Below are 20,722 nucleotides of genomic sequence, written 5' to 3'. Positions count from 1 at the left end.
GTGCGGCGGCCGGACCGCCGTACGGGACTCCGGTGCCCCTGCGGCGGCCCAGTCGTCGTGGAGGCGGTTTCGGACAGCTCCGACAGAGAATGGAGTGCTCATGGACCGCCGGATTTTCGGGCTGGAGAACGAGTACGGCGTGACCTGCACGTTCCGTGGGCAGCGACGGCTGTCACCGGACGAGGTGGCGCGGTACCTGTTCCGCCGGGTCGTCTCCTGGGGCCGCAGCAGCAACGTCTTCCTGCGCAACGGCGCCCGCCTCTACCTCGACGTCGGCTCCCACCCCGAGTACGCGACCCCCGAGTGCGACGACGTCGTCGAGCTGGTGACGCACGACAAGGCGGGGGAGCGCATCCTCGAAGGGCTCCTGGTGGACGCCGAGCGGCGGCTGCACGAGGAAGGCATCGCGGGGGACGTCTACCTCTTCAAGAACAACACCGACTCGGCCGGCAACTCCTACGGCTGCCACGAGAACTACCTGGTGGCCCGGCACGGCGAGTTCTCCCGGCTGGCCGACGTGCTGATCCCGTTCCTGGTCACCCGGCAGCTGATCTGCGGCGCCGGCAAGGTGCTCCAGACCCCGCGCGGCGCGGTGTTCTGCGTCAGCCAGCGCGCCGAGCACATCTGGGAGGGCGTCAGCTCCGCCACCACCCGCTCACGTCCGATCATCAACACCCGCGACGAGCCGCACGCGGACGCCGAGCGCTACCGCCGGCTGCACGTGATCGTCGGCGACTCCAACATGTCCGAGACCACGACGCTGCTCAAGGTCGGCACCACCGACCTGGTGCTGCGGCTGATCGAGGCCGGCGTGGTGATGCGCGACCTGACCCTGGAGAACCCGATCCGGGCGATCCGCGAGGTCAGCCACGACCTCACCGGCACCCACCAGGTGCGGCTCGCCAACGGCCGCGAGGCCAGCGCGCTGGACATCCAGGAGGAGTACTACACCAAGGCCCTGGAGTTCGCCGACCGCAAGGGCATCAACACCGGCACCGTCGGCCGGGTGCTGGACCTGTGGGGCCGCACCCTGGAGGCCGTGCGCACCGAGCGGCTGGACGGGGTGGCCACCGAGATCGACTGGATCATGAAGTACAAGCTCATCGAGCGCTACCGCGAGAAGCACCAGATGAGCATGTCCAACCCGCGGGTGGCCCAGATCGACCTCGCGTACCACGACATCCACCGCCGCCGCGGCCTGTTCTACCTGCTCCAGGGCAAGGGGCAGGCGCAGCGGGTGACCACCGACCTCAAGACCTTCGAGGCCAAGTCGATCCCGCCGCAGACCACCCGGGCGCGGCTGCGCGGGGACTTCATCCGCCGGGCGCAGGAGCAGCGCAGGGACTTCACGGTGGACTGGGTGCACCTGAAGCTGAACGACCAGGCGCAGCGCACGGTGCTGTGCAAGGACCCGTTCCGCTCGGTGGACGAGCGGGTGGAGAAGCTGATCGCGGGGATGTAGCCCCTGAGGCGTTGTGATCAGGCACGCGTCCGGCCCCGGTGGTGTCTACCGGGGCCGGACGCATGCCGGGCATACGCTGTCCGTCGAGTCTGGAGAGCCGACTTCGACCGACAGTTAGGACCACCGTGCGCCGCACCGCCGGTTTGCTTCTCACCCTGCCGCTGCTGCTCGCGGTCGCCTGTGGCAGTTCGCCCAAGGCGGCCTCACCGGCGTCGCCGTCCCCGGCCAGCGCCGCCCCGACGGTGCCCGCCCCGGTCGGCGAGGCGTCGCCGATGCCCACCCTTTCGGGTGGCGGGTTCGGCAGCAAGGCCACCATCACCATCCCCGAGGGCCAGCAGCCCACCGGCCAGTTCGTGGTGAACACGGTCAGCGAGGGCGACCGCGCGGCCGTCAACAAGGGCGACTGGGTGACGGTCAACTACACCGCCAAGAACTGGACCACGGGCAAGGACCTGCCCAGCTCGTACGACGCCAACGGCAAGCCGCAGCTCTACCAGGCCGGCAGCGGGCAGCTGGTGCCGGCGCTGGACCAGAGCGTGATCGGCAAGAAGGTGGGAACCCGGCTGCTGGTGGTGGCTCCGCCGGCGGCGGCCTTCGGCGAGCAGGGCTCCACCCAGCTGGGCGTCAACAAGGGCGACACCGTGGTGTTCGTCCTGGACATCATGGAGAGCCTGCCGCCGGACTCCACGCTCAGCGGGACGATGGCCGAGCCGGCCGCGACGATGCCGCAGGTCAAGGACAACGGCAAGGCGGCGGCGACGATCACCGTCCCGGCCGGGCAGGCCCCGCCCGCCGACCTGGAGCAGGCGGTGCTGATCAAGGGCGAGGGCAAGCAGGTCAAGAGCGGGCAGACCTTGGTGGTGCAGTACACCGGGGTGCTGTGGGCCGACGGGCAGCAGTTCGACGCCTCCTGGACGCACGGCGGCGCGCAGGCGGTGCAGATCGGCACCGGCAGTGTGATCGAAGGCTGGGACAAGGGGCTGGTCGGGCAGAACGTCGGCAGCCGGATCCTGCTGGTGGTGCCGCCCGCGCTCGGCTACCAGGACAAGGCCCAGGGCTCGGTGCCGCCGAACTCGACCCTGGTCTTCGTGATCGACATCCTGGAAGCGGTCTAGGGCCCGGGCAGGTCCCCGTCAGGATCCATCGGACGGGGCCCTCGAAGTCACCCCGGGGATTCCGTACGCTTGGGCGGACGCTCGTACAACGAAGCGTCCGCCCTCATCCTGAGCTGTCATACTGCCCACGCACTGTGGCAGGCGCCGCCCGGCGCCGAGGTCCGGGGCGGGCGGTGCGACCGCAGGCCGGCGTTCCACGCCGGGCGTAGATCTGGAAGACCTCGTGGCGAGATGGATGGGGAGTCATGACTGAGAAGACGCCGAGCCCGGGCGGGGCCGGCACCGCGGCGAACGACAGCTCTGCGGGTGACCCGGTCGCCTCTCGTCCCGGCGGCCCGGCTGGGGCGGAGCGCGAGTCGATCGTCGTTCCCCCGGCGATCCTGGCGCAGCAGGCCGGCTGGGCGCAGCCCGGCGACGAGCCGCGCGCCTCGGGCGGGACCAAGACGGACGACGCCCCGCAGATCTTCGCGTCCAACGTGCGCAAGTCCGACAGCTCGGAGGCCGGGTACGACGAGAACCCGCCCGGCGTCGGCAAGCTGGGCGTGATCCTCGGCACGGTGCTGGCCGTGCTGCTGGTCGGCAGCGGCATCACGCTCTACATGGTGAACAAGGACGGCTCCAAGGACAGCGCCTCGGCCGCCAAGCCGGACGCCGCCAAGACCGCGCCGCCCACGCCGAGCGCCGAGCCGGTGCCGCCGATCAAGGACAGCGCCAAGGTGCTGCCGACGGTCACCGGCGAGTTCGGCAAGAAGGCCGAGATCCAGGTGCCGGGCGAGGCGTCCGACGGCTCGTTCGTGGTCAAGGTGCTCACCGAGGGCACCGGCGCCAAGGTGGACAAGAACTCCTGGACCTCGGTGGACTACACCGCCAAGGACTGGAACACCGGCAAGGACATCCCGAGCTCGTACGACGCCAGCGGGAAGCCGCAGATCTTCCAGGCCGGCACCGACGCGCTGATCCCGGCGCTGGACCAGGCCGTGATCGGCAAGAAGGCCGGCTCCCGGCTGCTGGTGGTGGCCCCGCCGGCCGCCGCCTTCGGCTCGCAGGGCAAGGCCGACATGTCGATCGGCGCCAAGGACGACCTGATCTTCGTGATCGACATCCGCAACGCCAACGCGCCCGACGCGGTGGTCAGCGGTACCGTCACCCCGCCGCCGGCGGACTTCCCGCAGGTCAAGGACAACGGCAAGAAGCCGGCCGAGATCACCCCGGTGCCCGGGGCGGCGGACCCGACCGAGCTGAAGTCGCACGTCCTGATCAAGGGCACCGGGCCGAAGGTGGAGAAGGGCGAGAAGGTCGTCGTCCAGTACACCGGCGCGCTGTTCAAGGACGGCAAGGTGTTCGACTCCTCGCTCAGCAAGGGCCAGGCGTTCACCTTCCCGGTCGGCGGCGGCCAGGTCATCCAGGGCTGGGACCAGGGCCTGGAGGGCCAGACGGTCGGCAGCCGGGTCGAGCTGGTGATCCCGGCCTCGCTGGGCTACGGCGACAAGGGCCAGGGCGACATCCCGGCCAACTCGACGCTGGTCTTCGTGGTGGACATCCTGGACGCCGGTCAGGGCTGAGTCACTTCCGGGTGACAATGGTGCGCGTGTGACCTTCGGGTCCGGCCGCGCGGGCGCGACGACAGCGCACACGCGGCCGCCATGACAGTGAATGTGAGAAGAGGGACTGTGAGCGTCAACCTCAACGAGAAGCCCGAGATCGACTTCCCGATCGGGGACGCCCCGAAGGAGCTGCAGATCCGCGACATCGTCGTCGGTGACGGCGATGAGGCCAAGCCGGGCCAGGTCGTCAGCGTCCGCTACGTCGGCGTGACCTTCGAGACCGGCGAGGAGTTCGACGCGAGCTGGAACCGGGGCACCGGCCCGTTCCAGTTCCCGCTGGGCGCCGGCCGCGTCATCAAGGGCTGGGACCAGGGCGTCGTCGGCATGAAGGTCGGCGGCCGTCGCGAGCTGACCATCCCGTCGCACCTGGCGTACGGCGCCCAGTCGCCGACCCCGGCGATCCCGCCGCACTCGACCCTGATCTTCGTGGTCGACCTGCTGGGCGTCTGAGCCCGTCGTGGCCGTGGGCCGGACCCCTCCGGGGGCCCGGCCCACGGGCGTTTCGGGAGGCCGCTTTTGCACGGCGTACCGCTACCGGTACGGTCGGTCCCGCCGGGTGGTGATCGCCCGGTTGGCGCACCCCGCGCGCGGCGCGGCACACCGGAAGGGTCAGCGATGGCGATCGCCAAGGCAGAGCGGCTGATGAATCTCGCCCTGTGCCTGATGAACACCAGACGTCCGCTCTCCAAGAAGGAGCTGCGGGAATCCATCGAGGCGTACCGCGAGGCCTGGCAGAGCAGCAGCGAGGACGCCTTCAACCGGATGTTCGAGCGGGACAAGGACGACCTGCGCGAGCTCGGCCTGGTGATCGACGTCGACGAGAGCACCCTGGACGGCGAGCTCGGCTACCTGGCCCGGGCCGACCGCAACCGGCTGCCCGAGATCGCCCTGGACGCCGAGGAGGCGGCCGCGCTGACCCTGGCCGCCCGGGTCTGGCAGCAGGCCAAGATGTCCGGCGCGGCCAGCGGCGCCCTCCAGAAGCTGCGCGCGGCCGGGGTGCCGTTCGCCGAGGCCGAGGGCCGTACCGCCCTGGAGCCGCGCATTCCCGCCCGGGAGGCCGCGTTCGAGCCGCTGCTCACCGCCGCCCGGGACCGCCGTCCGGTCACCTTCGAGTACCGCAAGGCCGGCGCCGCCGCCGTCGAGCAGCGCAGCGTCGAGCCGTGGGCGCTGGAGTGCTGGCGCGGGCACTGGTACCTGGCCGGGTACGACCGGGACCGGGGCGACGCCCGGGTGTTTCGGCTCAGCCGGATCACCGGCCGGGTGAAGGCGAAGTCCGGGGCCTTCCTCGGCACCGTGCCCGAGCACGTGGACGTCCGGGCCACCGTGGCGAAGTTCGCCGGCGAGGGCGCCACCGCCACCGCGACCGTACGGGTCCGCCGGGACGCCGGCTTCCCGCTGCGCACCAAGGCGCTGACCAGCACCCGGGTGGACGAGGCCTGGGACGAGCTGGAGATCCCGTACGGCAACGGGCTGGGCGCGGACCTGGCCGAGTTCGGGCCGGACGTGCTGGTGCTCGGGCCGGAGGAGCTGAGGGCGGATGTGATCGACCGGCTGCGGGCGGTCGCGGGTACTGAGGATGTGCGGGCATGAGCAATGCGATCGACCAGACACGACGGATGCTGTCGCTGGTCACCTACCTGCGGGAGCGGCCGGGCGCCGAGGTCGCCGAGGTGGCCCGGGCCTTCGGGATCAGCGAGCGCGAGCTGATCGGGGACCTCAACGTGCTGCCGATGTGCGGCACCAGTTTCCGCGGCGGCGACCTGCTCGACATCGACACCGACGGCGAGCGGATCTGGTGGCACAACGTCGACGACGTGGCCCAGCCGCTGCGGCTGGCCGCCGACGAGGCGACCGCGTTGCTGGTGGCCGCCCGGGCGGTGGCCGGGCTGCCGGGCCTGCGGGCCGGGGACCGGGAGGCGCTCACCCGGGCCGTCGCCAAGATCGAGAACGCGGCAGGGGAGAGTGCCGAGGGCAGTGCCCGGGTCGGCGTGACCTTCGAGGCCGAGAGCCACGTCTTCGCCGACATCGACCGCGCGCTCAGCGAGGGCCGCCGGCTCTGGCTGCGCTACTACTCGCACGGGCGCGGCGGGATGACCGAGCGCGAGGTCGACCCGATCCGGCTGCTCACCGAGGGCCACACCTACCTTGAGGCGTGGTGCCGCACCTCCGAGGACCACCGGATGTTCCGGCTCGACCGGGTCGCCGAGATCCGTGTCCTGGACGTCCCGGCCGACCCGCCCCGGCGCGAGCCGCGCGACCTGAGTGGCGGGCTGGTCAACCCGGCGGCGGACGACCCGGAGGTGGTGGTCGAGGTCTCCTCCGGCGGCCGCTGGGTGGCCGAGTACTACACCCACGACCGGGCCGAGGAACTGCCGGACGGCGGGCTGCGGATCACCCTGCGCAGCGCCGACCCCTCCCAGCTGCGCCCGCTGGCGCTGCGGCTGGGCCGGGACGGCCGGATCGTCTCGCCGCCCGAACTGGCCGAGCAGGCGCGCTCGGCCGCGCGGGAGGCGCTGGCCGCCTACGGGGAGGGGCAGGTCTGAGCGGTGGAACCCGGGACCAGATTCAAGGTGTACTGCTCCGAGTGTCGGGAGAAGGTGGAGCTCCCGGCCGAGGAGTTCCGGCTCACCCTCGGCCGCACCCCGGCCCAGGCGCACTACAGCTTCGGCTGCCCGCGGTGCGGGGCGGCGGTGCGCAAGCCGGCCGGGGAGAAGATCGTCGAGGCGCTCACCGGGGCCGGGGTGCGGACCATGCGGCTCGTCCCGGTGGAGGGTTGACCCCCGTACGGCGCGTATAGGCTGGGGCGCATGTCCTGGATGCTCGTCGCCGCCGTCCTGCTCGCCACCGCGGGCCTGCTGGTCCTCGGGGTCCTCGCGATCCGGCTCTGGCTGGACGTGCGGACGCTCGCCAAGGGTGTGGACCAGGCCTCGCGGGCGTTGGCCACGGCGGCGGAGGAGCTGGCGGACGCGGTGCCGGGCGAGAGTGTCCCGGCCGCGGAGCAGGGTGTCCCGGTCGCGTAGCCGTTTCGGTCGGACAGCCGTCCCGGTCGCTTGGCACGGCCGGACTCCCGGCGGTACCGGGGACTGCTGCGTGCGGGTGAGGGCGGGTTACGCTCTCAGGTGGCTCCTGAACCGTGTACCGGGGGCCGCTGTCCTGTTCGGGCGGCCGTCGTCGTGGCGTCATCCGCAGCGGTTACCATCCGCAGCGGACGGCTCGTCGGGCCGCCATGAGTGAAGGTGGTCGCGCATGCGCATCTCGATGACCGCGATCGTGGTGATCGTGGTTCTCGCCATCGTGCTGTTCGGAGCCAAGCGACTGCCCGAGGTGGCGCGCTCGCTGGGGAAGTCGATGCGGATCCTGAAGAGCGAGGCCAAGGCGATGCGTTCGGACGGCGAGTCCGACCAGCGCCCGCACTGAGCGCGGCGCACGTGACGTACGCGACTTCGGAGGCCCGTCGACCGGCGGGCCCCCACGCACGAGTTGAGGACCGGGGTTGAGCAAGCTCTCCAAGGCGTCGAAGGCGCCAAAAGATCCTGAGGGGCGGATGGCCCTCGCCGATCACCTGCGGGAACTGCGCAACCGGGTGATCAAGTCGGTCCTGGCGATCGTGCTGCTCACCATCGTGGCGGCGATCTACCACCGGCAGCTGGAGGACCTGCTGCTGAAGCCGCTGCCGCGCTGTGACACCAAGGAACTGGTCGAGCACTACCACGGCAAGTGCGCCCAGGTCTCCAACATCGGTCTGACCGCCGGTTTCACCTGGATGCTCAAGGTGGCCCTGACGGCCGGTGTGGTCGCGACCGTGCCGATCTGGCTGTACCAGGTCTGGGCCTTCGTGGCGCCCGGCCTGCACCGGCACGAGAAGAAGTACACGGTCATCTTCCTGGTCTGCGGGACGCCGCTGTTCCTGGCCGGCGTGGCCCTGGCCATCCTGGTGCTGCCGACCACGGTCGACGTGCTGATCTCGTTCACCCCGAACAACACCACGCCGATCCTGCCGCCCGAGGACTACTTCGACATCGCCACCCGGATGGTGCTGGTCTTCGGCCTGGCCTTCGAGTTCCCGCTGCTGCTGGTGATGCTGAACATGATCGGCGTGGTCACCGGCAAGCGGCTGCTGGGCTGGTGGCGCGGCATGGTCATGGGCATCACGGTGTTCGCGGCCTTCGCCACGCCGAGCGCCGAGCCGCTGAGCATGCTGGCCCTGGCCGCGCCGATCTGGGGGCTGTACTTCGTCGCGGTGGGGGTCGCGCTCTTCAACGACAAGCGCAAGCGCCGCAACAACCCGGACGCGGACCTGGACGACGAGGAGGCCTCGCAGGTGGACCTCACCGTGCGGCCGGTGGCCGGGGCGGAGATGGTCCAGGCCTCGACCACCCCGGCGGCCGGTGCGCCGGTGCCGGCGTCCCGCCGGGACGAGATGGACGACATCACCTGAGCAGGCCCTTGATCTGATCGGCCCCGATCGGCCCCGGTCCGCCGCTTTCGAGCGGTGGGCCGGGGCTTTTCGCCGCCCTCTGGTCAGTGGCGATGGCATGTGACATATTACTGGTGTGCTGATGACCGCCGAGAGGCCTCCCCTGGACGTCGTCGTGGTCGGCGCCGGTGTGGTCGGCGCCGCCTGCGCCTACTACGCCGCCCGCGCCGGGCTCGCCGTCACCGTCGTGGACCGCGGACCGGTGGCCGGTGGGACCACCGGCGCGGGCGAGGGCAACCTGCTGGTCTCCGACAAGGAGCCAGGCCCCGAACTCGACCTCGCCCTGCTCAGCACCCGGCTCTGGCGCGAACTCGCCGAGCGGCTCGGCCCGGCGATCGAGTACGAGGCCAAGGGCGGCCTGGTGGTCGCCCCGACCGCCGCCGGGCAGGAGGCGCTGCGGGCCTTCGCCGCCCGGCAGCGGGAGGCCGGGGTCCAGGCCGAGGAGGTGCCCGGCGAGCGGCTGCGCGAGCTGGAGCCGCACCTGGCCGAGGGCCTGGCCGGCGGCTTCCACTACCCGCAGGACGCCCAGGTCCAGCCCGCCCTGGCCGCCGCCCACCTGCTGCGCGAGGCCCGCCGGATGGGCGCGGAGCTGATCACCGGGGAGAGCGTCACGGCGGTGGACCGGGGCCCGGACGGCGCCGTGCGCGCCGTGCGGACCGACCGGCGCAGCCTGGCCACGCCCGCCGTGGTGAACGCGGCCGGGACCTGGGGCGGCGAGCTGGCCGCGCTGGCCGGAGCGCACCTGCCGGTGCTGCCCCGGCGCGGCTTCGTCCTGGTCACCGAGCCGCTGCCGCGGATCGTCCGGCACAAGGTGTACGCCGCCGACTACGTGGCCAACGTGGCCAGCGGCTCGGCCGGGCTGGAGACCTCCGCCGTGGTGGAGGGCACCCCGGGCGGGCCGGTGCTGATCGGCGCCAGCCGGGAGCGGGTCGGCTTCGACCGCACGCTCTCCCAGGAGGTGCTGCGCCGACTGGCCGCCCAGGCCGCGGAGCTCTTCCCGGTGCTCTCCGAGGTCACCGTGCTGCGCGCCTACCGGGGCTTTCGCCCGTACCTGCCGGACCACCTCCCGGCGATCGGGGCGGACCCCCGGGTACCCGGGCTGTACCACGCCTGCGGGCACGAGGGGGCCGGCATCGGGCTGGCCCCGGCGACCGGGCTGCTGATCAGCGAGCAGCTCACCGGCAAGCGGCCGGAGCCGGACCTCGCGCCGTTCCGGGCGGACCGCTTCCCGGCCGGGTGACGGCCCGGTCGGGAGATTCCCTGCCCTCACCGCCGGGCCCGTGAGATGACCCATGGCCCGTGCGGTTCCCTGTCGGACCCGTGAGATCGGAGAGGCCGCCGATGCGCCGCCGCACCCCCGCCGGGCTGGTCGAGGCCGAGCCCGGGCCCGCCCACCACATCGAGTTCGACGGGCGACCCGTCCCCGCGCTGCCCGGCCAGTCGATCGCCGCCGCGCTCTGGGCCGACGGCGTGCTCGCCTGGCGTACCACCCGGGTCGGCGGGAAGCCGCGCGGCGCGTTCTGCGGGATCGGCGCCTGCTTCGACTGCCTGGCCACCGTGGACGGCCGCCCCAACCAGCGCACCTGCCTGCTCCCCGCCGAGCCCGGCACCACCGTCACCACCCAGGAGGGCCACGGCCGTGCCGACCTCGCCGTCTGAGACCTTCGACCTCGCCGTGATCGGCGCCGGCCCGGCCGGACTGGCCGCCGCCGTCACCGCCGCCGACCTCGGGCTGAGCTGCGTCCTGCTGGACGGCGCGCAGCGCACCGGCGGGCAGTACTACCGCCATCCGGCGCCCGGCCTCGGCGCGGCCCGGCCGGACCGGCTGCACCACCGCTGGTCCGTCTACACCGGGCTGGCCGACCGGCTCGCCGGGCACGAGAGCGCGGGGCGGGCCGCGTTCCGGAGCGGGCACCAGGTGTGGGCACTGGAGCGCACCGGGGACGGCTTCGCGCTGCACGTCACCCGCGGGCCGGAGGGCACCGACCGGGCCACCGTCCGGTCCCGGTCGGTGCTGCTCGCCACCGGCGCCTACGAGCGGCAGCTGCCGTTCCCCGGCTGGACCCTGCCCGGGGTGGTCACCGCGGGCGGCGCGCAGGCCATGCTCAAGGCCGGGCTGGTGCTGCCCGGCAGGCGGATCGTGGTGGCCGGCAGCGGCCCGCTGCTGCTCGCGGCGGCCTCCTCGCTGGTCGCCGCCGGGGCCGAGGTGCCCGCCGTGGTGGAGGCCACCGCCTACCTCGGGTACGGGCGGCGCCCCGGCGTGCTGGCGGGCGTGCCCGGCAAGCTGGTCGAAGGCGCCGGGCACGGCGGCGCGCTGCTGCGGCACGGCGTCCGGCTGCGCCCGCGCAGCGCGGTGGTCGAGGCGCACGGGACGGAGCGGGTCACCGGTGTGACGGTGGCCCGGCTGGACGCCGACTGGCGGCCGGTGCCCGGCACCGAGCGGCGGATCGACTGCGACGCGCTCGCCGTCGGCCACGGGCTGCTGCCCCAGATCGACCTGGCCACCGAACTGGGCGCGCGGACCGCCACCGGGCCGGACGGCGCGGTCGCGCTGGCGGTGGACGCCCGGCTGCGCACCAGCGTGCCCGGCCTCTGGTCGGCGGGGGAGACCAACGGCGTCGGCGGCGCGGACCTCGCCCTCGCCGAGGGGGAGCTGGCCGCGCACGCGGTCGCCGGGGCGCTGCCCGCGACCGTGCTGCTGCGCCGCCGGGCCCGGCTGCGGGCCTTCGCCGGGTTGATGGCCGCCGCCCACCGGCCGGGCTCGGGCTGGACCGGCTGGCTGCGCCCGGACACCGACGTCTGCCGGTGCGAGGAGGTGCCGGTCGCGGCGATCCGGGAGGCCGTGGACGACCTGGGCGCGGGAGATCCGCGCACCGTCAAGCTGCTCACCCGGGCCGGGATGGGCTGGTGCCAGGGCCGGATGTGCGGTCCGGCCGTGGCCTGCCTGGCCGGCTCGGGTGAGCCGGGGCCGGACCGGCGGCCGCTGGGTTGTCCGGTGCCGCTCTCGCAGTTGGCCGCCGAGTAGGGCTCGACCGGGCGGGTCGGGGAGCTTGTCTGCGGCCCGCCCCCACTTATAAAATGTCACACCTCATCAAGGAGTTCATGTGTCCATCACCCAGCACGACACCACCCGTCCCTGGCGCGGCGTCATGGTCGCCACCACGCTGCCGCTGCGCCCGGACCACTCCGTCGACTACGACGCCTACGCCGAGCACGTCCGCTGGCTGATCGACTCCGGCTGCGAGGGCGTCGTCCCCAACGGCTCGCTGGGTGAGTACCAGACGCTCACCGCAGAGGAGCGCGCCAAGGTGGTCGAGGTCGCGATCGAGGCGGCCGGCGACGGCTCCCGGGTCATGCCGGGGGTGGCCGCGTACGGCAGCGCCGAGTCCCGCCGCTGGGCCGAGCACGCTGCCGAGGCCGGCGCCGGCTCCGTCCTGCTGCTGCCGCCGAACGCCTACCGGGCCGACCACGCCTCGGTGCGCGCCCACTACGCGGAGGTCGCCAAGGCGGGCCTGCCGATCGTGGCGTACAACAACCCGATCGACACCAAGGTGGACCTCGTCCCCGCGCTGCTCGCCCAACTGCACGGCGAGGGCTCGATCGTGGCGGTCAAGGAGTTCAGCGGCGACGTCCGCCGGGCGTACGAGATCGCCGAACTGGCCCCCGGGCTCGACCTGTTGATCGGTGCCGACGACGTGCTGCTGGAACTGGCGCTGGCCGGCGCGGTCGGCTGGATCGCCGGTTACCCGAACGCGCTGCCGGCCGCCTCGGTGGCGCTCTACGACGCCGCCGTCCGGCACGACCTGGAGAGCGCGCTGCCGCTCTACAAGTCGCTGCACTCGCTGCTGCGTTGGGACTCCAAGACCGAGTTCGTCCAGGCCATCAAGCTCTCCATGGACATCGCCGGGCGCCTGGGCGGCCCGGTGCGCGCCCCGCGGGTGCCGCTCACCCCGGAGGTCGAGGCGGCCGTGCGCGCGGCCACCGGGAAGGCGCTGGCCGACGGGCTGGTCTGAGCTCCGCCGACTCCGGCCCCGGCCGGTCCGGCGCCCCTCCAACCATCCGAACCTGTACGGGAGCTGTGACCCATGCGCAGCCGTCATGTGTTCCACGCCGTCGACTCGCACACCGAGGGCATGCCGACCCGGGTGATCACCGGAGGCTTCGGCGTCATCCCCGGCGCCACCATGGCCGAGCGCCGGGTGCACTTCCAGCAGCACCTGGACCACTTCCGCACCCTGCTGATGTACGAGCCGCGCGGCCACGCGGCGATGAGCGGCGCGATCCTCCAGCCGCCGACCCGGCCGGACGCCGACTTCGGGGTGCTCTACATCGAGGTCTCCGGACTGCTGCCGATGTGCGGCCACGGCACCATCGGGGTCGCCACCGTCCTGGTCGAGACCGGGATGGTGCCGGTGGTCGAGCCGGTCACGACCGTCCGGCTGGACACCCCGGCCGGGCTGGTGGTCGCCGAGGTGAGGGTCGAGGACGGTGCCGCCAAGGCGGTGACCATCCGCAACGTGCCGTCCTACTCCGTCGCCCTGGACCGCAAGATCGAGGTGCCCGGCTACGGCACGGTGACCTACGACCTCGCGTACGGCGGCAACTTCTACGCCATCCTGCCGCTCGCCGAGTTCGGGCTGCCGTTCGCGCGCGAGCGCAAGCAGGAGATCCTGGACGCGGGCCTGGCCATGATGGCGGCGATCAACGAGAGCCCCGACCGGCCGGCGCACCCGGAGAACCCGTCCATCCACGGCTGCCACCACGTCCAGCTGCTCGCCCCCGGCTCCACCGCCGCGCACTCCCGGCACGCGATGGCCATCCACCCCGGCTGGTTCGACCGCTCGCCCTGCGGCACCGGCACCTCGGCCCGGATGGCCCAGCTGCACGCGCGCGGCGAACTGCCGCTCGGACGGGACTTCCGCAACGACTCCTTCATCGGGACCACCTTCACCGGGCGGCTGGTCGAGGAGACCGAGGTGGCCGGGCGGACGGCGGTGGTGCCCACCGTCACCGGGCGGGCCTGGGTCACCGGCACCGCCCAGTACTTCCTCGACCCGAACGACCCGTTCCCGGCGGGCTTCCTGCTCTGAACTCCCCCGTTCCTCCTTCGAAGGGCTGCCGGCCGTGACCATCACCTCGTACAACCCCGCCGACCCGGACGACCTGGTGGTCGCCGTCGAGGAGCCCGGTGCCGAGGCCGTGCGGGCCGCCGTCGGGCGGGCCCGGGCGGCGCAGGGCGACTGGCTCGCCGCCGGGGCGGCCGCCCGCTCGGCGGCCCTCGGCCGGATGGCGGACGCCGTGGAGGCGCACGCGCCGGAGCTGGCCGCGCTGATCGTGCGCGAGGTCGGCAAGCCGCAGGCCGAGGCGGCCGGTGAGGTCGCCCGGACCGCGGCGATCTGGCGCTACTACGCGCAGGCGCCGTACGCGCCGTCCGGGGCGGTGCACGAGACCGCCGCCGGGCCCGGACTGCTGTTCACCCGGCGTCGCCCGTACGGGGTGGCCGGGCTGATCGCGCCGTGGAACTTCCCGCTGGCGATCCCCGGTTGGAAGGCCGCACCGGCCCTCGCGGTCGGCAACGCGGTGGTGCTCAAGCCCGCGCCGGAGGCGACGGCCTGCGCGCTGCGGTTGGCGGAGCTGGCCGCGTCGGCCGGCCTGCCCGAGGACGTGTTCACGGTGCTGCCCGGCGGGGCGACGGAGGGCGCGGCGCTGGTGGACACGGCCGACGTGGTCTCCTTCACCGGCTCGACCGGCGTCGGCCGGGCCGTGGTGCGGGCCGCGACCGAGCGCGGGGTGCCGGTGCAGGCCGAACTCGGCGGGCTGAACGCCGCGCTGGTGCTGCCGGACGCCGACATCGAGCCGGCCGCCGGGCACCTCGCCGCGGCCATCGCCGGATACGCCGGGCAGAAGTGCACCGCCACCAGCCGGGTGATCGCGGTCGGCGCCGCGTACGAGCCGCTGCGCGAGGCGCTGGTCAAGGCGCTCGCGGCGGTCGACGACACGGTCTGCGGACCGGTGATCAACGCCGGTGCGCGGGACCGGCTGACCGGCGCCGTCTCCTCGGCCGTCGAGGCCGGGGCCGTGGTGCTCGCCGGCGGCCGGGTGCCAGATCGGGCCGGCTGGTACGTCGAGCCGACCCTGCTCACCGACGTACCGGCCGAACACCCGCTGGCCAGTGAGGAGTTCTTCGGACCGATCGCGGTGCTGCACGCCGCCGCCGACCTGGACGAGGCGATCGCGCTCGCCAACGACACCCCGCACAGCCTCTCCACCTCGGTGCACACCCGCAGCCTGGACGTGGCGCTGGCCGCCGCCGACCGGCTGGACGCGGGCATGGTCCGGGTCAACGCCCCGTCCAGCGGCGTCGACTTCCACCTGCCGTTCGGCGGCACCAAGGGCGCCGGCCACGGCGACCGCGAACAGGGCCAGGCGGCCCTGGACTTCTACACCGTCAGCCGGACCGTCAGCGTGCTGCCGGGCGGAGCCGCCTGATGTTCGTGCGCACCGTCGACTACCACACGGCCGGTGAGCCGTTCCGGATCGTGCTGGAGGGCGCGCCGCCGATCCCCGGCGACACCGTCGCCGAGCGCCGGGCCATCGCGCTCGGCGCGGGCGGCAGCGCGACCGCGCCCCGGCCCAGCGCGCTGGACGAGGTCCGGCGGCTGCTCAGCCGGGAGCCGCGCGGCCACGCCGGGATGTACGGCGGCTTCCTGGTGCCGCCGGACGACGACGGGGCGCACCTGGGGGTGCTGTTCTGGCACAAGGACGGCTACTCCACCGCCTGCGGGCACGGCACCATCGCGCTCGGCGCCTGGGCGGTGGACTCCGGCCTGGTGGCGGCCCCCGCCGACGGCGTGGCGCCGGTGCGGATCGACGTGCCGTCCGGCCGGGTCACCGCCCTGGTGCACCGGTCCTGCGGGCGGACCACCGGGGTGACCTTCCGCAACGTGCCCACCCGGGTGACCGCGCTGAAGCTGCCGGTGGAGACCTCGCGCGGCACCGTGGAGGTCGCGGTGGCGCACTCCGGCGCCTGCTACGCCGCCGTTCCGGCGGCCGCGCTGGGCCTGGCCGTGGAACCGGCGCGGCTGCCCGAACTCACCGCACTGGGGCGGGAGATCAGAGCGGCACTGGACGGCTCGGCGGCCGTCGACCACCCGGCTGTCCGGCGTGTACGGGGTGGTGCTGTACGACGAACTCCCCTCCGCTGACGGCGGGTTGAACCAGCGGAACGTCACCGTCTTCGCGGACGGGCAGATCGACCGCTCGCCCTGCGGCTCCGGCACCTCCGCCCGGATCGCGGTGCTCGCCGCCGAGGGGCGGCTGGCCCCCGGCGAGCCGCTGCGGCACGAGTCGGTCATCGGCACCGTCTTCACCGGCTCGCTGCTGCCCGGCGGCGACCCGCTGGGCGAGGGCGTGGTCACCGAGGTCGGCGGCGCGGCGTTCCGCACCGGCGAGCACGGCTTCGTCCTGGAGCCGGGCGACGAGCTGGGGGCGGGGTTCCTGCTGTGAGACCGGCCGAGTCCTCCGGTGCGGCTGTCGCGCCGCTCCGGTACGCCGTGCCTGGGGTCGGCGGGGTCGGGCCCGCCGAGGCGGTGGGGGCGATCGAGCGGGTGCTGCTGGACGGGTTCGACCCGGAGGCGGCACCCGCCCGGTCGGCCGTACCGGTGCCCGCCGGGGAGCTGCTGCTGATGCCGGCCGCCGCCGGGCCGTACGCGGGCGTGAAGATCGCCGGGGTGGCGCCGGCCAACCCGGCGCGCGGGCTGCCCCGGATCACCGGCAGCTACCTGCTGCTCGACGGGCCCACCCTGCAACCGGTCGCGCTGCTGGACGGCGCCGCGCTCACCGCGCTGCGCACGCCCGCCGTCACCGCGGCCGCGCTGCGGCGGCTGGCGGTGCCGCGGGCGGAGCACCTGGTGCTGTTCGGCTCCGGGCCGCAGGCGTACGGGCACCTGGACGCGCTGCTCGCCGTCCGGCCGCTGACCAGGCTCACCGTGGTGGCGCGCGACGCCGGGCGGGCGGGAGCGCTGGCCGCGTACGGGCGGGGCCTCGGCCTGACGGCCGAGGTCGGCGGGCCGGAGGCGGTCGCGGCGGCGGACCTGGTGGTCTGCTGCACCACCGCGCGCACGCCGCTGTTCGACGGCGCGCTGGTGCCCGCGCACGCGGCGGTGGCGGCGGTCGGCTCGCACGAGCCGGACGCGCGGGAGGTGGACGCGGCGCTGGTCGACCGGGCCGAGCTGTACGTGGAGGCGCGCGCGGTCGCGGCCCGGGAGGCCGGGGACCTGCTGCTGGCGGGCGTGGCGGGGCGGCGGCTGTGGAACCTCGCGGAGCTGGTGCGCGGCGAGGCGCCGGTGCCGCGGGAGCGGCCGCGGTTCTTCAAGAGCGTCGGGATGGCCTGGGAGGACCTGGCGGTCGCGGCGCAGGTGTACCGGCGGGCCGGGGTTGACCGGTCGCCGTAGCGGCCGCTCAGTCGCCGATGAGGCAGAGCCAACTCCCCGGGGTGGCCGCGCAGTTGGCCAGCAGGTTGCGCAGGTCGCGGACGGCCGCCCGCTGCGCCTCGGTGGTGCAGCGGGCGAGCAGGGCGGTGGCCTCCTCGAAGGCGGCGCCGGCGTCCTGCTCGTTGAACAGGGTGTCCCCGTACGGGTCGATCCGGCCCAGCCGGTGGTCGGACGGCCCGGCGTGTGCGGCCAGCGCCTCGGCGAGGCCGGGGCCGTGGTCGGTCGACAGGTGCAGCAGGGCTGGGCCGCCGCGTCGGCCGCTGCCGCGTCGGACGGTGTGGGGGCGGCCGTCGTAGAGTGCCGCTTCGATCGACAAGTCCGTTGCTCCCGAGGGCTGTCGGCCGCGCTTCAGCGGTAGGTCGCGAGCAGCCGGGCCAGGTGCCGGCCGCTGACCAGTAGGGGCTCCTCGTCGCGGGCGACCTGGGCGGAGAGCTCAGCGCCTTCGAGGGTGTTGAGGACCGTGTCGGCCAGCTCGCGGGCGTCCTCCGCGTCGATGCCGGCGGCGAGCAGCCAATCCGCCACGATGGCTCGCCAGTTGGCGAAGGCTTCGGCCACGGCCTGTTCGATCACCGGCACCCGGCCGACGGTCTCCAGCGCCGTGGTGGTGATCGGGCAGCCGTCCTGCCAGCCGGAGGCGCGCAGTTCGTCGGCGAGCATCCGGGTGCAGGTGGTGATCGCCTCGCCGGGGTCCGCCGAGGAGCCCAGCCCGGCGCGCAGCAGGACGGCGAACTCCTCGTCCCCGTGTCGGATCGCCGCGGCGGCCAACTCCTGCTTCCCGCCCGGGAAGAAGTGGTAGACGGAGCCGAGGGTGGCCTCGGCCTCGCGGGAGATCTGCTTGATCCCGGTGCCCTCGTACCCCTGGCGTTGCAGCAGCCGGGAGGTGGTCCGGACGATCCGCTCGCGGGTGCCGACGGTGGCGGTCTTCTCGGGCGCACCCGCGGGCTTGTTCGCGGGCTTGGTCACGGGCGTCTTCACGTCGTGATCCTAGCCGAAGGAATGAATAGAGCGTTCGCTCTAGAGCCGTGTTAGCGTCAGCTCCGTCGCTCTGGATAGAGCGTTCGTTCTAGTGATTCGTTCTCGTGGAGGGGGAGACGCATGTCCGTGGAGCAGCAGTCGAAGCGCCCGGTGACGGTGATCGGGCTCGGCCCGATGGGGCAGGCCATGGCCGGGGCGTTCCTGGACGCCGGGCACGCCGTCACGGTGTGGAACCGTACGGCCGGGCGGGCGGCCGAACTGGTGGGCCGGGGTGCCGAGTCGGCGCCGAGCGCAGAGGCCGCGGTGGCGGCGAACGAGCTGGTGGTGCTCAGCCTCACCGACTACGACGCGGTGATCGCCGTGCTGGAGTCGGCCGAGCCGGCGCTGAAGGGGAAGGTCTTCGCGAACCTCGGCTCGGACACCCCCGAGCGGGCCCGCGAGGTCACCCGCTGGCTCGCCGAGCGCGGGGCCGAGCACCTGAACGGCGGGGTGCAGGTGCCGCCGTCGGGCATCGGCAGCCCCGAGTCGTCCGTCTTCTACAGCGGACCGGCCGAGCTGTTCGAGCGGTACCGGGACACCCTGGAGGTGCTCGCCGGGACGGACTACCGGGGGGACGACCCCGGGCTGGCGCAGCTGTACTACCAGATCCAGATGGACCTGTTCTGGACCTCGATGGTCGGCTACCTGCACGCCACCGCGATCGCCGAGGCCAACGGCATCTCGGCCGAGGAGTTCCGGCCGCACGCCGTCTCCACCGCCGCGCTGATGCCGTGGATGATCGAGTTCTACGCGCCGCGGATCACCGCCGGGGACCACCGCGGCGACGTCGACCGGCTGACCATGGGGCTCGCCGGCATCGAGCACGTCCGGCACACCGCGGAGGCCTCCGGGGTGGACGGCGAGCTGCCGGCGCTGCTGGCGCAGGTGCTCCGGCGGGCCGTCGAGGCCGGGCACGGCGAGGACAGCCTGAGCGCACTCGTGGGACGCTTCCGCCGGGCGTAGCCGTCCGTGGGGGGGTGGGGAGGGCCAGCGGGGGGCTGACGGGGGTGGTGGCAGCGGCCGATCGCCGCTGCCACCACGGCTTTTCGGCGTCGCGGGGGCCGGATCGGCGGGTGCTCGGATCACCGGCTGTTGCGTACGCAACGTAACGTGACATTGTACGCTGGTGTTCTGCACCCATCCGGAGGAACACCATGGCCGACCTCAAATCCCGCACCCTGATCTCCGTCCAGGAGCGGCTCCGCGACCAGGTCGCCCACGCACTCCGGGCGGCCCTGATCTCCGGCGAACTGCGGCCCGGTGTCGTCTACTCCGCCCCGGCGCTCGCCGCCGACTTCGGCGTCTCCGCGACCCCGGTCCGCGAGGCCATGCTCGACCTCGCCCGCGAGGGCCTGGTCGAGGCCGTCCGCAACAAGGGCTTCCGGGTCACCGAGCTCACCGAACGCGACCTCGACGACTACACCGAGATCCGCGCCCTGATCGAGGTCCCGACCGTCGGCCGGGTGGCCCGCACCGCCACCGAGGAGCAGCTGGAACGGCTGCGCCCGCAGGCCGAGGCGATCGTCGCGGCGGCGCGCAAGCACGACCTGATCGGCTACCTGGAGGCCGACCGCCAGTTCCACCTGGACCTGCTCGGCCTGGCCGGCAACACCCGGCTGGTCGACGTGGTCGGCGACCTGCGCAAGCGCTCCCGGCTGTACGGCCTCAACCGTCTCGACGAGCGCGGCGAGCTGGTCTCCTCGGCGGAGGAGCACCTGGAGCTGCTCGACCTGATGCTCGCCGGCGACGCCGAGGCGGCCGAAGCCTGCATGACCCGCCACCTCGGCCACGTCCGCTCCCTCTGGGCCGGTCAGCAGACCGCCGAGGACGACCAGCCGGCCCTGCGCCTCCAGGCCCGGTAGGGGCCAAACCGCTCGTTCGGGTGAAGGCTGGGAATCGGGCGTCGGCAGGCGCCCGAGCTCTACGATGATGGTCTCGACATCGGCAGCCAGGAGGAATCCATGTCCGCCGCAGCACTGGAGGGCCCCTTCGAGCAGATGACGCTGCTCGAATCCGCTGAGCTGATCTCCAAGCAGTTCGTGGGGCACCGGGTCGAGATCCTCGGAGAACAGATCACAGTGACGCCGCCTCCGGACGGACAACACGGTGACTCTCTCACCAGCCTCAGCATTCCGTTCCTCGTAGCAGGCCTCCACGGCAAGACGACCCGGGTGATTCAGGGGATCGGCCTCTGGCTGCCCCACGGGCCGTCGGACTACGCCGTTCCGGACATGTCGATCGTCGATGCCGACTACGCCGACCACCTGGTCGAGCGCAACTGCTACGACCCGGCGATCTTCAGGCTCGTGGTGGAGGTGACCTCCTCGAACCACCTGATCGATCTCAAGATCAAGCCGACTCTGTACGCGGAAGCCGGGGTGCCGGTCTACGTCATCGTGGATCGTGGCAAGCAGCGTGTCATGGTGCTGACCGACCCCGAGGACGGCGAGTACCGGTTGCACGCCGTCCACCACCCCGGGCAGTCCTTCACCCTGCCGGAGTCGATCGGCGCCTCGGTGACGCTGTCGGTGGACGACGTGCTGACGGCGAAGAAGTAG

21 protein-coding genes and 2 pseudogenes are annotated in these 20,722 nt (G+C 73.4%); 21 read left to right on the top strand and 2 right to left on the bottom strand.

Translation table 11 applies throughout. The features are described from left to right. The first annotated feature begins 100 nt into the window (after positions 1-100). The 18 genes and pseudogenes from pafA to QWJ13_RS03250 all read left to right on the top strand — a co-directional run bounded on the left by pafA (position 101) and on the right by QWJ13_RS03250 (position 17,111). Entirely contained in the window at positions 101-1,462 is a 1,362-nt protein-coding gene (gene pafA / locus QWJ13_RS03340; RefSeq protein WP_316520343.1) for a Pup--protein ligase, read from the top strand. Positions 1,463-1,587: 125 nt separating this feature from the next. Continuing rightward, a complete protein-coding gene (locus QWJ13_RS03335; protein ID WP_316520341.1) occupies positions 1,588-2,577 on the top strand; it encodes an FKBP-type peptidyl-prolyl cis-trans isomerase in 990 nt (329 codons plus the stop codon). Between the two features lie 245 nt (positions 2,578-2,822). After that, entirely contained in the window at positions 2,823-4,139 is a 1,317-nt protein-coding gene (locus QWJ13_RS03330) for an FKBP-type peptidyl-prolyl cis-trans isomerase (RefSeq protein WP_316520340.1), read from the top strand. A 108-nt stretch (positions 4,140-4,247) separates the two neighbouring features. Further along, positions 4,248-4,631, top strand: coding sequence for an FKBP-type peptidyl-prolyl cis-trans isomerase (locus QWJ13_RS03325; protein WP_316520338.1), 384 nt, complete (start codon positions 4,248-4,250; stop codon positions 4,629-4,631). Positions 4,632-4,796: 165 nt separating this feature from the next. Further along, positions 4,797-5,771 (top strand): helix-turn-helix transcriptional regulator, encoded by a 975-nt coding sequence (locus QWJ13_RS03320; protein WP_316520337.1) that lies wholly within the window; start codon positions 4,797-4,799, stop codon positions 5,769-5,771. Next, complete coding sequence (locus tag QWJ13_RS03315; protein ID WP_316520336.1) at positions 5,768-6,724, top strand: helix-turn-helix transcriptional regulator; 957 nt, start codon at positions 5,768-5,770, stop codon at positions 6,722-6,724. Before QWJ13_RS03320 ends, QWJ13_RS03315 begins: the two co-directional genes overlap by 4 nt. 54 nt (positions 6,725-6,778) lie before the next feature. Next, entirely contained in the window at positions 6,779-6,958 is a 180-nt protein-coding gene (locus tag QWJ13_RS03310; RefSeq protein WP_316520335.1) for a hypothetical protein, read from the top strand. A 30-nt stretch (positions 6,959-6,988) separates the two neighbouring features. Beyond that, a complete protein-coding gene (locus QWJ13_RS03305; RefSeq protein WP_316520334.1) occupies positions 6,989-7,201 on the top strand; it encodes a hypothetical protein in 213 nt (70 codons plus the stop codon). A gap of 226 nt (positions 7,202-7,427) precedes the next feature. After that, positions 7,428-7,586, top strand: a pseudogene (tatA, locus tag QWJ13_RS03300) (Sec-independent protein translocase subunit TatA); the annotation flags it as partial. Between the two features lie 139 nt (positions 7,587-7,725). Further along, positions 7,726-8,619 carry a twin-arginine translocase subunit TatC gene (tatC, locus tag QWJ13_RS03295; protein ID WP_432277445.1) on the top strand — a complete coding sequence of 298 codons (894 nt, stop codon included), beginning with the start codon at positions 7,726-7,728 and terminating at the stop codon, positions 8,617-8,619. A gap of 121 nt (positions 8,620-8,740) precedes the next feature. Then, on the top strand, positions 8,741-9,898 hold the full coding sequence (locus QWJ13_RS03290) for an NAD(P)/FAD-dependent oxidoreductase (RefSeq protein WP_316520332.1): 1,158 nt from the start codon (positions 8,741-8,743) through the stop codon (positions 9,896-9,898). Between the two features lie 101 nt (positions 9,899-9,999). Further along, the gene (locus QWJ13_RS03285) at positions 10,000-10,317 is read left to right on the top strand and encodes a (2Fe-2S)-binding protein (protein ID WP_049652011.1); all 318 of its coding nucleotides are present in this window, start codon (positions 10,000-10,002) and stop codon (positions 10,315-10,317) included. After that, on the top strand, positions 10,298-11,683 hold the full coding sequence (locus QWJ13_RS03280; protein WP_316520331.1) for an FAD-dependent oxidoreductase: 1,386 nt from the start codon (positions 10,298-10,300) through the stop codon (positions 11,681-11,683). The genes QWJ13_RS03285 and QWJ13_RS03280 overlap by 20 nt, the downstream gene beginning before the upstream one ends. Before the next feature lie 124 nt (positions 11,684-11,807). Beyond that, positions 11,808-12,671 (top strand): dihydrodipicolinate synthase family protein, encoded by an 864-nt coding sequence (locus tag QWJ13_RS03275; RefSeq protein ID WP_432277444.1) that lies wholly within the window; start codon positions 11,808-11,810, stop codon positions 12,669-12,671. A gap of 72 nt (positions 12,672-12,743) precedes the next feature. Next, positions 12,744-13,748, top strand: a complete 1,005-nt coding sequence (locus QWJ13_RS03270; RefSeq protein ID WP_316520328.1) for a proline racemase family protein — start codon at positions 12,744-12,746, stop codon at positions 13,746-13,748. Between the two features lie 25 nt (positions 13,749-13,773). Then, positions 13,774-15,147 (top strand): aldehyde dehydrogenase family protein, encoded by a 1,374-nt coding sequence (locus QWJ13_RS03265; protein WP_316521627.1) that lies wholly within the window; start codon positions 13,774-13,776, stop codon positions 15,145-15,147. Then, positions 15,147-16,164: pseudogene (locus tag QWJ13_RS03260) on the top strand (proline racemase family protein). Before QWJ13_RS03265 ends, QWJ13_RS03260 begins: the two are co-directional and overlap by 1 nt. A gap of 47 nt (positions 16,165-16,211) precedes the next feature. After that, entirely contained in the window at positions 16,212-17,111 is a 900-nt protein-coding gene (locus tag QWJ13_RS03250) for an ornithine cyclodeaminase family protein (protein WP_316520324.1), read from the top strand. Between the two features lie 7 nt (positions 17,112-17,118). Here QWJ13_RS03250 and QWJ13_RS03245 read toward each other — a convergent pair whose 3' ends face one another. Then, positions 17,119-17,466 carry a hypothetical protein gene (locus tag QWJ13_RS03245; RefSeq protein WP_316520322.1) on the bottom strand — a complete coding sequence of 116 codons (348 nt, stop codon included), beginning with the start codon at positions 17,464-17,466 and terminating at the stop codon, positions 17,119-17,121. A gap of 32 nt (positions 17,467-17,498) precedes the next feature. After that, on the bottom strand, positions 17,499-18,113 hold the full coding sequence (locus QWJ13_RS03240; protein WP_316521625.1) for a TetR/AcrR family transcriptional regulator: 615 nt from the start codon (positions 18,111-18,113) through the stop codon (positions 17,499-17,501). 132 nt (positions 18,114-18,245) lie between these two features. Here QWJ13_RS03240 and QWJ13_RS03235 point away from each other — a divergent pair, with 132 nt between their 5' ends. From QWJ13_RS03235 to QWJ13_RS03225, 3 genes are all read left to right on the top strand, one after another. Beyond that, positions 18,246-19,127: an NAD(P)-dependent oxidoreductase gene (locus QWJ13_RS03235; RefSeq protein ID WP_316520321.1), complete on the top strand. Its 882-nt coding sequence runs from the start codon at positions 18,246-18,248 to the stop codon at positions 19,125-19,127. A 191-nt stretch (positions 19,128-19,318) separates the two neighbouring features. Then, positions 19,319-20,026: a GntR family transcriptional regulator gene (locus QWJ13_RS03230; RefSeq protein ID WP_316520319.1), complete on the top strand. Its 708-nt coding sequence runs from the start codon at positions 19,319-19,321 to the stop codon at positions 20,024-20,026. A gap of 99 nt (positions 20,027-20,125) precedes the next feature. Further along, on the top strand, positions 20,126-20,722 hold the full coding sequence (locus QWJ13_RS03225) for a Uma2 family endonuclease (protein WP_316520318.1): 597 nt from the start codon (positions 20,126-20,128) through the stop codon (positions 20,720-20,722).

The organism is Kitasatospora brasiliensis (genome assembly GCF_032654805.1).
GTDB lineage: Bacteria > Actinomycetota > Actinomycetes > Streptomycetales > Streptomycetaceae > Kitasatospora > Kitasatospora brasiliensis.
The sequence above is the reverse complement of the archived record's forward strand: the minus strand, read 5'-3'. Positions and strand labels throughout refer to the sequence as shown.